The sequence below is a fragment of the Aureibaculum marinum genome, assembly GCF_003813905.1.
Taxonomy (GTDB): domain Bacteria; phylum Bacteroidota; class Bacteroidia; order Flavobacteriales; family Flavobacteriaceae; genus Aureibaculum; species Aureibaculum marinum.
Genome location: NZ_RPFJ01000008.1, coordinates 16,348 through 28,647 on the forward strand (window position 1 = coordinate 16,348; position 12,300 = coordinate 28,647).

The 12,300-nt window shown below is 30.3% G+C and carries 14 protein-coding genes; 5 read left to right on the plus strand and 9 right to left on the minus strand.

Annotated features, from left to right (window positions below):
• Positions 1-78 precede the first annotated feature (78 nt).
• Positions 79-789, minus strand: coding sequence for a peptidylprolyl isomerase (locus tag EGM88_RS07100; protein WP_123897291.1), 711 nt, complete (start codon positions 787-789; stop codon positions 79-81).
• Between the two features lie 81 nt (positions 790-870).
• Here EGM88_RS07100 and idi point away from each other — a divergent pair, with 81 nt between their 5' ends.
• Positions 871-1,392 (plus strand): isopentenyl-diphosphate Delta-isomerase, encoded by a 522-nt coding sequence (gene idi / locus EGM88_RS07105; RefSeq protein ID WP_123897372.1) that lies wholly within the window; start codon positions 871-873, stop codon positions 1,390-1,392.
• A gap of 3 nt (positions 1,393-1,395) precedes the next feature.
• Entirely contained in the window at positions 1,396-1,815 is a 420-nt protein-coding gene (locus tag EGM88_RS07110) for a 6-pyruvoyl trahydropterin synthase family protein (protein ID WP_123897292.1), read from the plus strand.
• Between the two features lie 50 nt (positions 1,816-1,865).
• Here EGM88_RS07110 and EGM88_RS07115 read toward each other — a convergent pair whose 3' ends face one another.
• A complete protein-coding gene (locus tag EGM88_RS07115) occupies positions 1,866-3,098 on the minus strand; it encodes a cystathionine gamma-synthase family protein (RefSeq protein ID WP_123897293.1) in 1,233 nt (410 codons plus the stop codon).
• A 173-nt stretch (positions 3,099-3,271) separates the two neighbouring features.
• On the opposite strand from EGM88_RS07115, the gene EGM88_RS07120 reads away from it, so the two are divergent.
• A complete protein-coding gene (locus tag EGM88_RS07120) occupies positions 3,272-3,730 on the plus strand; it encodes an Lrp/AsnC family transcriptional regulator (RefSeq protein ID WP_123897294.1) in 459 nt (152 codons plus the stop codon).
• On the opposite strand, the gene EGM88_RS07125 is transcribed toward EGM88_RS07120, so the two are convergent.
• From EGM88_RS07125 to ppgK, 5 genes are all read right to left on the minus strand, one after another.
• Positions 3,727-4,287 (minus strand): sugar O-acetyltransferase, encoded by a 561-nt coding sequence (locus tag EGM88_RS07125; RefSeq protein ID WP_123897295.1) that lies wholly within the window; start codon positions 4,285-4,287, stop codon positions 3,727-3,729. The two genes, EGM88_RS07120 and EGM88_RS07125, sit on opposite strands and share 4 nt — an antisense overlap.
• 144 nt (positions 4,288-4,431) lie before the next feature.
• Positions 4,432-4,623, minus strand: a complete 192-nt coding sequence (locus tag EGM88_RS07130) for a cold-shock protein (protein WP_123897296.1) — start codon at positions 4,621-4,623, stop codon at positions 4,432-4,434.
• A gap of 121 nt (positions 4,624-4,744) precedes the next feature.
• Positions 4,745-5,077, minus strand: coding sequence for a hypothetical protein (locus EGM88_RS07135; protein ID WP_123897297.1), 333 nt, complete (start codon positions 5,075-5,077; stop codon positions 4,745-4,747).
• Positions 5,078-5,090: 13 nt separating this feature from the next.
• Positions 5,091-6,296 carry an SH3 domain-containing C40 family peptidase gene (locus EGM88_RS07140; RefSeq protein WP_123897298.1) on the minus strand — a complete coding sequence of 402 codons (1,206 nt, stop codon included), beginning with the start codon at positions 6,294-6,296 and terminating at the stop codon, positions 5,091-5,093.
• A gap of 10 nt (positions 6,297-6,306) precedes the next feature.
• Entirely contained in the window at positions 6,307-7,047 is a 741-nt protein-coding gene (gene ppgK / locus EGM88_RS07145; protein ID WP_123897299.1) for a polyphosphate--glucose phosphotransferase, read from the minus strand.
• A gap of 112 nt (positions 7,048-7,159) precedes the next feature.
• Between ppgK and EGM88_RS07150 the strand changes: the two genes are divergently transcribed.
• Positions 7,160-7,738, plus strand: a complete 579-nt coding sequence (locus EGM88_RS07150; protein ID WP_123897373.1) for a non-canonical purine NTP diphosphatase — start codon at positions 7,160-7,162, stop codon at positions 7,736-7,738.
• A 102-nt stretch (positions 7,739-7,840) separates the two neighbouring features.
• Here EGM88_RS07150 and EGM88_RS07155 read toward each other — a convergent pair whose 3' ends face one another.
• Positions 7,841-9,916, minus strand: coding sequence for a S9 family peptidase (locus EGM88_RS07155; protein ID WP_123897300.1), 2,076 nt, complete (start codon positions 9,914-9,916; stop codon positions 7,841-7,843).
• A gap of 57 nt (positions 9,917-9,973) precedes the next feature.
• On the minus strand, positions 9,974-10,234 hold the full coding sequence (locus EGM88_RS07160) for a heavy-metal-associated domain-containing protein (protein ID WP_123897301.1): 261 nt from the start codon (positions 10,232-10,234) through the stop codon (positions 9,974-9,976).
• A gap of 159 nt (positions 10,235-10,393) precedes the next feature.
• Between EGM88_RS07160 and EGM88_RS07165 the strand changes: the two genes are divergently transcribed.
• The gene (locus EGM88_RS07165) at positions 10,394-12,292 is read left to right on the plus strand and encodes a CocE/NonD family hydrolase (protein ID WP_238988401.1); all 1,899 of its coding nucleotides are present in this window, start codon (positions 10,394-10,396) and stop codon (positions 12,290-12,292) included.
• Positions 12,293-12,300: the final 8 nt, after the last annotated feature.

Sequence of the window (12,300 nt, forward strand, 5' to 3'; positions counted from 1 at the left end):
TACTGAATTACTAACGTGAATCTTGTTTATTTTGTGAGATATTGTATTATTATAATTAGTATATAATTTTAAGTTCATTTATTTAATTACTTCAATTTCCATGTATACATCTTCTAAGGGCCATTCATCTCTACCAGTTTTTACTTTTGCTATTTTATTTAACACATTAGTTCCTTTAATTATTTCACCAAAAACAGTATGCTCTCCATCAATATGGTGTGCACCATTTTTTGCTTGTATGAAATAAAATTCAAAAGGGTCAGATTTTTTACTAATATTATTTTCCCAATCTCTAGCAGCAGCTAAAGCTCCAAATTTATGTTTACGATGATTCCGAAATTCAGGAGGAATTGTGTAATTTTCGTATTTATTTTTAATGCTCATGGTTTTGTAGCTTTCTGAATTTCCGCCCTGAACAATAAAGTTTGGTACCACACGATGAAAACAAGTGGTATTAAAATAGCCTACATTTACCAAAAAAAGAAAACTAGCTCTATGCAAAGGGGTATCATCATATAATTTCACTATCATGTCTCCTAATCTGGTTTTTATACGTACTTTATTCTCCTTATGTAATTTGCCATAAGCAATTAAAAAATCAACAGCATTTTTATGATTTATAGTATCTAAAGCTATGGGGTTGTCTTTTTTATTTGTTTGAGCCTCTGTGTTCATTTTTTCTTGCTTTTTTGGAGGATTTTCAGGTAAACTTTTGGTTGTTGTTTCTTTTTTACAACTAAAAATCAATACTATTAATAAAATTAAGGAAAAGAATAATTTAAAATTCATAAATGCTGTAAGTTTTAAGTACTTCAAAATTACTAAAAAGATAATGATTATAATTTGTAACTTTGCATGAATTCTATATTTATGGCTGAAGAACAAGTAATTTTAGTAAATGAAAATGATGAGCAAATTGGCACTATGGCCAAGATGGAAGCTCATGAAAAAGCACTGTTACATAGAGCATTTTCTGTATTTATATTTAATAAAAACAACGAGTTGTTATTGCAACAACGTGCTGCTAAGAAATACCACTCTCCATTATTATGGACAAACACATGCTGCAGTCATCAACGGGTTGGCGAAACCAATATAGAAGCCGGTAAAAGACGTTTGCAAGAAGAAATGGGCTTTACTACAGAGTTAAAAAATGTATTGTCTTTTATTTATAAGGCACCATTTGATAATGGATTAACAGAACATGAACTTGACCATATTCTAATTGGTAATTTCGATGAAGACCCTAAAATTAATGCAGAAGAAGTTCAGGATTTTAAATGGATGACTTTAGAGAAAGTAAAAGCCGATATTAAAAAACAACCTGAAATTTATACAGAGTGGTTTAAAATTATTTTTGATAGATTTTACTCACATATTAATAAATCATAAAATATGAAGGTAACTGTAAATAGAAAAGCTCATTTTAATGCAGCACATCGTTTATACAAACCAGAGTGGTCTGATGAAAAAAATTTTTCTGTTTTTGGAAAATGTAGTAATCCTAAATATCATGGTCATAATTATGAATTAACAGTATCGGTTACTGGTAAAGTTGATCCAGAAACTGGATTTGTAATGGATATGAAAGTCTTAAAAGACTTAATTAGAAAAGATGTAGAAGAAGTCTTTGATCATAAAAATTTAAATGAAGAAGTTCCTGAATTTAATAATGTTGATGGATTAAATCCCACTGCTGAAAATATTGTTATTGTGATTTGGAATAAATTAAGACCACATATTAATCCTAATCATAAACTTTCTGTTACTTTATATGAAACCCCTAGAAATTTCGTAAGTTTTAATGGTGATTAAATAGATTTTTATAGTTTTAAGTAACGATTTATGAGAATTTGTTCGTTTAATTAATCTTGTAAAGCTTGTTTTAAATCATTAATAATATCTATTGGGTTTTCAACACCAATAGAAAGTCTAATTAAAGTATCTGTAATGCCCATTTTTTTTCTATGCTCAGCATCTACACCCGCATGAGTCATGGTAATTGGATGCTCAGCTAAACTTTCTGTACCTCCTAAACTTACAGCCAATTTAATTAATTTTAGTTTGTTTAAAAATTTAAAGGCTTCTTTTTCAGACCCTTTAATGTCAAAAGAAATCATTGCTCCTGGAGCTGTACATTGTTTTTTATAAATTTTATAAGCTTCCGTATTTTTGTCTAATAGACCTAAATAATTAACCTTTTCTATTGCAGAATGTTCCTTTAAAAATTGTGCAACTTGTTGAGCATTTTTAGTTTGTTGATCCATTCGTACTTTTAAAGTTTCTAAACTACGCATTAACAACCATGCCGTATTAGGATTTAACATATTTCCTAAAAATGTGCGTAAAGTTTTTATACGAATCATTAAGTCTGAATTACCTAAAACAGCACCTGCTATTAAATCACTATGACCACCAATATATTTTGTTGCGGAATAGATAATTAAATCTGCACCGAATTGTAATGGATGTTGCCATAATGGTCCCATATAAGTATTATCTACAGTACATAGCACTTTTTTTTCATTAGAAGAAAAATGAGTGGCGATACTGCTATAAGTTTCAATATCAACAATTTCATTGGTTGGATTGGCAGGGGTTTCTAGATAAATTAAAGCCAATTTATCAGCTTTTCCTGATGCATTGATTAATTCAATTATTTTTTCTTTAGACTCATCAGGATGGACACCTAAAGTGTGTATTCCCATTTTTGGTAAAAATGTATTAATAAAATGGTCTGTGCCTCCATAAACAGGATTGCTATATACTAATAAATCGCCTGGGTTTAAAAATTCTAATAAAACGGTACTAATTGCAGCCATTCCACTTTCAAAGACAGCACAATCTTCTGTTTTATCCCAAAGACTTAATCTTTTTTCTAAAATTTTTAAGTTTGGATTGTCTATACGACTATAAATATATCCTAAATTTTCATTTGATAATTTTTCTCTTAATCCGTATGCAATTTCAAAAAAAGCTTTTCCTTCTTCAGCTGTTTTAAATGTAAAAGTAGAAGTTTGAAATATAGGACATTTTACAGCTCTTTCAAATGATTCTGAATTATAACCATAGCTCATCATTAAACTTTCTGGATGCATTTTTCAGATTTTTAAGGGATTAAACTTATATCTCAAAATTAACACAAATAGTTTATATTACTATTAAAAAGATTATATTTAGAATATAATTCTATATATTTACCTTTTAATAATTTTAAAATCTATTTAGATCATTGTAAAATGATTTTTTTAGAATAAAATACTACTCGAAAATGATAGATTCCGTTGATAAATCAATACTTAAATTATTACAATCTGATGCTAAGTTGACTATAAAAGAAATAGGCAATAAATTAAACTTAAGTGCCACACCAATTTTCGAAAGAATTAAACGATTAGAGCGTTCGGGTTATATTACTTCTTATAAAGCTTTAATTGATAGAAAAAAAGTTGGTTTATCTTTAATGGTATTTTGCGATATTTCTCTAAATCAGCATCACGCTTCTCATATTGCAAAATTTGAAAAAGACATTCAACAATTTAATGAGGTTATAGCGTGTTATCACATTGGAGGATCATTTGATTATTTAATCAAGGTTGTAGCTAAAGATATGGATGAGTATCAAAACTTTGTATCTAAAAAATTAGCTTCAATAGATAATATTAGAAAGGTGCAAAGCTCGTTTGTAATGCGTGAAGTAAAAACTCCTATTGGACTTCCAATAAATTAATTGTCAATTTTTTTTACAATTTTAGCGGGGTTTCCTCCCACTAATACGTCATTAGGAACATTTTTGGTAACAACAGCTCCAGCTCCAATAACAGCACGATCACCAATATTAACACCTGGGCAAATGATAGCACCTCCTCCAATCCAAACATCATTGCCTATTGAAATAGGTTTAGCAAATTCTAACCAAGAATTTCTAGTTTTGGCATCGAGTGGGTGAGTGGCTGTATAAATTTGAACATTAGGTCCAAACATTACTCTATCGCCTATAGTTACTTCTGCAACATCTAAAATGCAACAGTTATAATTCATAAATACCTGATTTCCTAGTTTTATATTGTAGCCATAGTCGCAATAAAAAGGAGGTTCTATAAAAAGTCCTTTTCCTGTTTTTCCAAATAGTTGACGAAATAGGGAGATGATTAGTTTTGTGTCATTAGTTGATATTTGATTTATTTTTCTAAAAAGTAATCTTGCATTATGGCGTTCTTCTAATAGAGTCTTATCATTAGGGTTGTATAATTCCCCTGCTAACATTTTTTCTTTTTCAGTTTTCATACTATGATGTATAATAAATGATATTGTAAAAATAATTATATAAAAGTTTAGAACAATAAATAACTAGAAAGGGTAAGGTATAAAATAAAAAAAAAGCCTATCAACTGATAGGCTTTGTAAGTAAAAAAATTAAAAGATATATATTTAAATCACTTTTACATTTACTGCGTTTAGTCCTTTTCTACCTTCCTGTAAATCGAATTCAACTTCATCACCTTCACGTACTTCGTCGATTAATCCAGAAATGTGTACAAAATGTTCTTTGTTAGAGTCTTCTTCAGTTATAAAACCAAATCCTTTTGATTCATTGAAGAATTTTACTGTTCCTTTACTCATGTTTTAAAATTATAAATTAATATTAGGTACAAATATAATCTTTTTTATTGAATAATAGGAATTTAACATTTTATTTTATTGTTTTTTAAAATTTACCTCAAAAATTTAAAAGCTTTACAATTTACAAATTGTCTAATTTTAGATTTGCATTTTTGTAGGATTCACAGGTTTCTAAGAGCTCGTTGTGTAGCCTTTCTATTAATTTATTTTGAGCTTCTTCTTTTGTAATATTAGGATTCTCTTCTAAAATATTTTCAATTTCTTTAGAGGCCATTTTACTGTAGTTTACAAAATTATCTCTAAGGCAATCTCCAATTTCAAGTTTTAGAGATTCTTTATTAGAGGATTCAATATTATCAATACAATTACAAGAATTGAGAAGATATTCGTCTTTTGTTATTGATTTACAATTTGTAAGAATTAGTGCAATAACAAGTATACCTAGCTTTTTCATTTAAATAAAATCTTTAATCTTTAAAAACACGTGTTTTCTTCAAATCAATAATTAATGAATCGTCTATATTTAAAACGCGTTTGGTACGTAGGTATCTATCGTAATTATATTGATCAAAGTCAGGTGAGTTTTTATCAAAAGTACTAATATGTACACGACCAGCAGAATGTATAAATTGATTATTTCCTATCCACATACCAACATGAATAATTCGTTCTTTTGATGTTTCAGTTGCCGGTTTACCAAAATAAAGCAAATCTCCAGGTTGCATATTATCAAAACTTTTATCGTCATCAATTAATTCACCAGCTTGTATTTGTTGAGATGCATCTCTTGGCAATACCAATCCATTTAAAAAATATATGGTTTTAGTAAAACCACTACAATCTACTCCTTTTGCTGATGTTCCTCCCCATAGATAAGGTAAGCCCATTAACGATTTAGCAGTACTTACTAATGATTCTTGAGTTGGGTTTAAGCTTTTTAGCCAATCATTGTAATTCATAGCTTTGTTTTTTTCAATATAAGCCATTCTGCCATCTGGATATTTCACTTTGTAAAACAACCCTGTTTCTTCAACCAACTCAAAAACATTACCTGCTACTACGTCAGAAACAATAGTACTATGCTTTGCCATAGAATCAAAAGACTGTCCGTATGTACTTAAAAATATAATTTTATCTGCTAATTTCCATGAAGCAAATTCATCATCATTCATTAACTGAATTCCTCCACTATCAACCCAAGCTAGGTATTTATCTGGAGTCTGAATTAAATACCAATTACTTTTTTTTGTATAAACATTTAAAGGAGTGCCCAATGTTGCTTGTGTAGACAATTCAGCAGAATGTTTAGGGTTGCTGCGTAAATTGGCGACTGAAATTTTTACTATAGCTTTTGTTTTACCTTCTAAAATGGCATCAGGATACATTTGAATGCTATCGATAAATGCTATTTCTTTATTTTTTAAGTTTTCTTTTAACTTGTTAACGGCTTCAGGTAAATTTGATGTTCCTTTAAGTATAATTTGATTGCCTTGTTTTGAAGAACTAATGTCAAATAGAGCGACACGTTTATCTGGAGCAAATTGTTCTTTGACAATAGAAATTTGATCTTTTAAAGGATTGTTATCTGTTTCTTTAATTACACTTTCACAAGAAGAAGTAAAAACAAATATGCTTATTGTGATAATAAAGAGAAATTGGTTTTTTAATCTCATATTGATGGTTTTATAATTTTCTTTTTGAAGCAATTGCAGCACCTACTATACCTGCTTCGTTTTCAAATTGTGAGGCTACAACAGGAACATCTACAGTCAATTGTTCTTCAAACTTATGTAGTTTTTTACTGGCTCCACCTCCTAAAATAATTAAATCAGGAGAAGCTAAATATTTAACAAAGTTTAGAAATTCATTAAATCGTTTGCCCCATTTTTTATAAGATAGTTCTTCGCGTTTACGAACAGAATCTGCTGCATACTGTTCAAAAGTCATATTTTTTCTAAATGGTGCTGTTCCTAATTCTATATTCGGAATAAGGGTACCGTCATAAAACATTCCTGAGCCTAATCCTGTACCAATAGTAATCATTATTACCAATCCTTTTTTGTCTTTTCCAGCTCCAAAAGTCATGGCCGCTAAACCTGCAGCGTCAGCATCATTAACAATATGAAATTCTAGGCCTGTACGTTTAGAAAATAATTCATCAGCATGTATCATTTTCCAACTGTCGTCAATATTTGTGGCAGTTAATACCTGTCCGTGATTTATAATGGCAGGAAATCCACAGCCAACTTCACCTTTCCAATTAAAATGTTGTACAATTTTGGCTACGACATCGGCCATGTCATCGGGTTTGGCTCCTTTTGGTGTTGGTATTCGATACCTTTTAGTTACAAGTTCACCTGTTTCTACATTTACTATTGCTCCTTTTATGCCAGTACCACCAACATCAATACCTAATATTTCCATTTATTGGTTTTTTTCAATTAAAATCGTATTTCAAAATGAGCTCATAAAATTGCTAATAATTGTTGAATTACACAAGCTTGTATTTCAAAAACCTTTTTAACTTTGTTGCATGATAAATATAGTTTTTGCCACACACAACCAAAATAAGCTTAAAGAAGTTCAACAATTAGTGCCAGAAAATATTAATTTGTTAAGCCTGGATGATATAAATTGTAATGAAGATATTTTAGAAACGGCAGATACGTTATTAGGTAATGCACAGCTGAAAGCGAATTATATTACCAATAATTATGGTTATGATTGTTTTGCTGACGACACCGGATTAGAAGTTAAAGCCTTAAATAATGAACCTGGTGTTTATTCTGCAAGGTATGCTGGGCCTTCTAATGATGCTACAGCAAATATGTCTAAATTATTAACGAATTTAGAAGGTGAAACGGATAAATCAGCTCAATTTAAAACCGTTGTGGTTTTAAACTTAAAAGGCGAACAGTATATTTTTGAAGGAATTTGCAAAGGTGAAATATTAAATAAGCCACAAGGTACTGAAGGATTTGGGTATGATCCTATATTTAAACCTTCTGGATTTGATAAGTCTTTTGCAGAAATGTCTTTAGAAGAAAAAGGTAAAATTAGCCATAGGGGAAAGGCAATTCAGAAATTAGTAACATTTTTGAAATCTGTTTTTTAGAGGTTTATATTTAATAAAAAAGCAACAAAGTGACAGAAAATTCACTCTATTGCTTTTTTATTATTAATTGTATTTTAATTGAGTTTAAAATGATATGGTTTTTTACTTATCCATAACCAAATGTTCAATAAAAAATTCCATCATCCTTGCTCTATTCACAGCAGTGTGACCTTGGTCAGGACCAACTTGAACTTCAAAACTTTTACCAGCTTTTTGTAATGCTTTTATCAACTGTAAAGAGTTAGCTGGATGAACATTATTGTCATTTGTACCAAAAAATATCATCAATTCCCCTTTTAAATTTGGAGCGTAAGTCATTAAACTAGCAGCATCATAACCAGCTTTATTATCTTCAAGGGTATTCATATAACGTTCTGTATAAATATTATCATAATTTCTCCAATCGGTAACCGCTGAGTTTGCTACAGCAGCATGATAAACATCTGGAAAACGCAATAAACTAGCGGCGGCAGTTGTACCTCCATAAGATGTACCAAAAACTCCAACACGGGTTTTGTCAAAATAGGGTCTGTCATATAAAGATTTAATACCTTCTGCAAAGTCATCTTGTTCTACAATAGTTAAATTACCATAAAGCTGATCTAATAATTTTTTACCACGACCTTTTACATTTCTACCATCAATATTAGCCACTAAGAATCCAAATTCAGTTAATTCATCTGGAGTTCTAAATGTTTCTCTAAATGCATTGGTTGCCGGTCCTCCATAATTACTTAATAGTAATGGATATTTTTTATTTGGGTCAAAATTAGAAGGGAAGTGTAACATTCCATGTAATTCAGTTTTTCCATCAGCAGAAGTAAACGTAAAAACTTCTACTTTTTTTAGACCTAATTTTTCGAAATTAGTCATATCACTTTTATACAACTTCTTAATTAATTTACCTTTTATATTCAAAATATTGGTAAATGGAGGAATATTATGAGTCTGAGAGACATCAATAATATATTTGAAATTAGGTGAAATACTTACATTATGATGGTATTTAGGATCTGTTAGACGTACATCACCTTTACCATTTAATTTAACTTTGTGCAATTGCATTTTCATGTGATTTTCACCACTTCTAGCCATATAGTATAAAACACCTCGTTTTTCGTCAACATCTACTATTCCAGAAACTTCAAAATTATGATTTGTTAAGGTATTTATTAATTTTCCATTAAAATCATACAAGTAATAATTGTTAAATCCATTACGTTCTGATGCCCAAATAAATCTTTTGCCATCTTTTAAAATATGCATTTCTGGAGAATTTTCAGTAAAGCTAAGGAGCCATTCTTCTCTAACAACTGTACGGCTTTTTCCCGTAACAGGGTCAGCGGCTCTTAACTCCATTATATTTTGTTTTCTATTGGTACTATGATAAAGCAATTCTTTACCATCTGGAGTCCAAGAAATATCATATAAATAAGTGCCTAATTCCCCATCCACAAAAGGTTTACCATCGCGAGTGTCTAATGTAATCATCTTTTTTGTTTCCAAATCATACATCATTAAATCTACTGGTAAATTTTTTGCACCCACTTTAGGGTATGCTTCAATCTCTACTGAATCTTGAATTTTAGTTTGATTGTATAGCACATAGTATTTTTTAGCTTCTTTTTCATCAAAACGATAAAATGCTATTTTTTTACTATCTGGTGACCACCACATAGCGGTATTTTGACTCAATTCTTCACCATAAACCCAAGTGGCAATTCCATATTTTATTTGGTTTTCTTCATTGCCTTCAGTAGTTATAGCTATAGTATTATTACCATCTATATCACTTAAATACATATTCCTGTCCTTGGTAAATGCTGTAAGCTTTCCATCAGGAGAGTCGGCAGAAGCATATTGGCGTCCGCGTTGAGGTCTGTTTGCCCATCTTGCTCGCCAATCTGGATAAACTGCATCACCAATTTCATTTTTTTCATGAATTGATATGTCGTATAAAAATCGCTTTCCGTCTTTGTTATACTCAAAAGAATTTCCATTTGGATGCCATTCTGCATCAATTGCCCCGCTTTTAACAGAACCTCTAATTTGAGGAGCAATTTTTGAATATCGCTCATAACCAGGCATACTTTTTAATTTGTCTTGAGCAAAAAGAACGTTAACACTTAAAACAACTGTTAATAGGAATAGATTTTTTAAATAATTTGAAAATTGCATAAAAAAAAGATTAGTAGATAAATAAAATTTTAAAGAGCTGTAAAAATAGTTAATTATTTATAGTTGAAACAACCCTTTAGGAATTGCATGAAAACCTAATTTTTTTACTACGTTTTGAATGGCTTCTATTTCAACTACTTTAGTGGTATGTACAGTAAATTCTAAGGGGTGTTTTTCTATGTCAAAGAGAAAACATTTTATTCCTTCAATTTCAAGAATAGCTTTTCTCATTTTATTTAAATCAACACTACTTTTAGCATCGGTTCCAAAAACTTTTCCATGATTTCCAGGAATTACATTATCTGATAAAAAACTCATATTTAATTTGTTTAATTATTAAAAGTAGTAATTTCAAATGGTGATTCAAAATTATCAGGAAATTAGTTTTCTTTATTTTTCTTACTTTTACAAGAATACTAGAATAACCAATGCTAACCTAATTACATAGAAATTTACTAATCACTATAAACGATCCAAATGATGAAAAACAGAACTATTTATAAACTTTTTTTTGTTTTCTATATTTTTATAGAAAGTCTTTCTTTACATGCACAAAATAGTGAAAATAATCCTTATAAAGAATTAGAACAAATTTCCATAATTGATCAAAAAGTTATGATGCCTATGCGTGATGGAATTCGTTTGGCAACAGATATTTATCGTCCTAAAGGAGAAGGTAAATATCCAATTATTTTTTCTAGAACACCTTATAATTTTAATAGATGGGTAAATGGAAAAGAAAGAACAAGAACTGCGAAACAAGCGTTAGAAGCTGTAAAAAGAGGTTATGCGTATGTGGTTCAAAACGAAAGAGGTAGATATTTTTCTGAAGGTGAATGGGATATTTTAGGTGTACCTTTAACAGATGGATATGATGCGTTTACTTGGATGAAAAAGCAAGAATGGTCTAACGGTAAAATAGGCACAATTGGTTGTTCTTCAACAGCGGAATGGCAAATGGCTGTTGCAGCATTAGATCATCCATCACATGCCGCTATGGTACCACAAGGTTATGGAGCAGGAGTTGGAAAAGTGGGGCCATATAATGAACAGGGAAATTGGTATAGAGGAGGCGTAGAGCAAATGCTATTTTTTTCATGGTTATACGGTGTAGAACATGATAAATTTAAACCAAGAATCCCTGCAGGGGCAACACAAGAAGATTTAATCAGAATTTCTCGTTTTTATGATTTAGCTCCTAAAAATCCTGCTGTTGATATGACGGAGGCATTAAAACACTTGCCTCTTCAAGATATATTGAAAAATATAAACGGAAAAGAAGAAATTTTTGATAAAATGATTAGAAGAACACCTAATCATGAAGATTGGTTTAAAGGAGGACTCTATCATGCAGATGATAATTTTGGTGTACCAAGTTTCTGGTTTGCTTCATGGTACGATGTTTCTGTTGGACCAAATGTGGCTCTGTTTAATCATGTAAGAGCTCACGGGAAAGATGCTGAAGTGAGAGATAATCAATACTTAGTAATTGCACCAACATTACATTGTGGTTATACCAGAGCTACTGAAAATACTGTAGTAGGAGAGCGTTCTGTTGGAGATGCTCGATTAAATTATGAAGAGCAAATTTATGCTTGGTTTGATTTATGGTTAAAAGGAGAAAAAAATGATTTTAAAGAAAAAACACCACGTGTTCAATATTACACAATGGGTAGTAACAAATGGCAGTATTCTGAAACCTTTCCACCAAAAGAAGCTAAATTTTTTACTTATTATTTAAATAGTAATGGTAATGCCAATACCTTAAATGGAGATGGAACTCTATCTACAAAAAGACCTGGTAAAGATAATCCAGATTCATATATGTATGACCCTATGAATCCAGTTACTTCATATGGAGGTAATGTTTGTTGTACAGGTAATGCTGTAAAAGGAGGTGCGTTTGATCAGAGTGAAATGGAAAAAAGAGAAGATATTTTGGTTTATACTTCAGAACCTTTAAAGAAAGGGATAGAAGTTACTGGTTTTATAGAATCTACACTTTATGTATCTTCAGATGTTAAAGATACTGATATTACCATTAAAATTATTGATGTTTATCCTGATGGAAAAGCATATAATTTAGATGAAACTATACAGCGTGCCAGATATAGAGAGGGGTATGATAAAGAAGTGTTTATGGAAAAAGATAACGTTTATAAAATTCAGTTAAGTCCAATGACAACAAGTAACTATTTTGAAAAAGGACATCGTATTCGTATAGAAATTTCGAGTAGTAATTTTCCACGTTTTGCAAGAAATTTAAATACAGGTGGTAAAAATTATGATGAAAAAGAAAGTGTAATAGCTCACAACAAAATACACCATTCAAAAAAGTACCCATCACATATTAAATTACCAATTGTTTTAAAATAGTTGCTTTT

Excerpts from the sequence above, each read along its gene's own strand:
- EGM88_RS07100 (WP_123897291.1), bottom strand. The coding sequence starts at position 789 with ATGAATTTTAAATTATTCTTTTCCTTAATTTTATTAATAGTATTGATT.
- idi (WP_123897372.1), top strand. The coding sequence starts at position 871 with ATGGCTGAAGAACAAGTAATTTTAGTAAATGAAAATGATGAGCAAATT.
- EGM88_RS07110 (WP_123897292.1), top strand. The coding sequence starts at position 1,396 with ATGAAGGTAACTGTAAATAGAAAAGCTCATTTTAATGCAGCACATCGT.
- EGM88_RS07115 (WP_123897293.1), bottom strand. The coding sequence starts at position 3,098 with ATGCATCCAGAAAGTTTAATGATGAGCTATGGTTATAATTCAGAATCA.
- EGM88_RS07120 (WP_123897294.1), top strand. The coding sequence starts at position 3,272 with ATGATAGATTCCGTTGATAAATCAATACTTAAATTATTACAATCTGAT.
- EGM88_RS07125 (WP_123897295.1), bottom strand. The coding sequence starts at position 4,287 with ATGAAAACTGAAAAAGAAAAAATGTTAGCAGGGGAATTATACAACCCT.
- EGM88_RS07130 (WP_123897296.1), bottom strand. The coding sequence starts at position 4,623 with ATGAGTAAAGGAACAGTAAAATTCTTCAATGAATCAAAAGGATTTGGT.
- EGM88_RS07135 (WP_123897297.1), bottom strand. The coding sequence starts at position 5,077 with ATGAAAAAGCTAGGTATACTTGTTATTGCACTAATTCTTACAAATTGT.
- EGM88_RS07140 (WP_123897298.1), bottom strand. The coding sequence starts at position 6,296 with ATGAGATTAAAAAACCAATTTCTCTTTATTATCACAATAAGCATATTT.
- ppgK (WP_123897299.1), bottom strand. The coding sequence starts at position 7,047 with ATGGAAATATTAGGTATTGATGTTGGTGGTACTGGCATAAAAGGAGCA.
- EGM88_RS07155 (WP_123897300.1), bottom strand. The coding sequence starts at position 9,916 with ATGCAATTTTCAAATTATTTAAAAAATCTATTCCTATTAACAGTTGTT.
- EGM88_RS07160 (WP_123897301.1), bottom strand. The coding sequence starts at position 10,234 with ATGAGTTTTTTATCAGATAATGTAATTCCTGGAAATCATGGAAAAGTT.
- EGM88_RS07165 (WP_238988401.1), top strand. The coding sequence starts at position 10,394 with ATGATGAAAAACAGAACTATTTATAAACTTTTTTTTGTTTTCTATATT.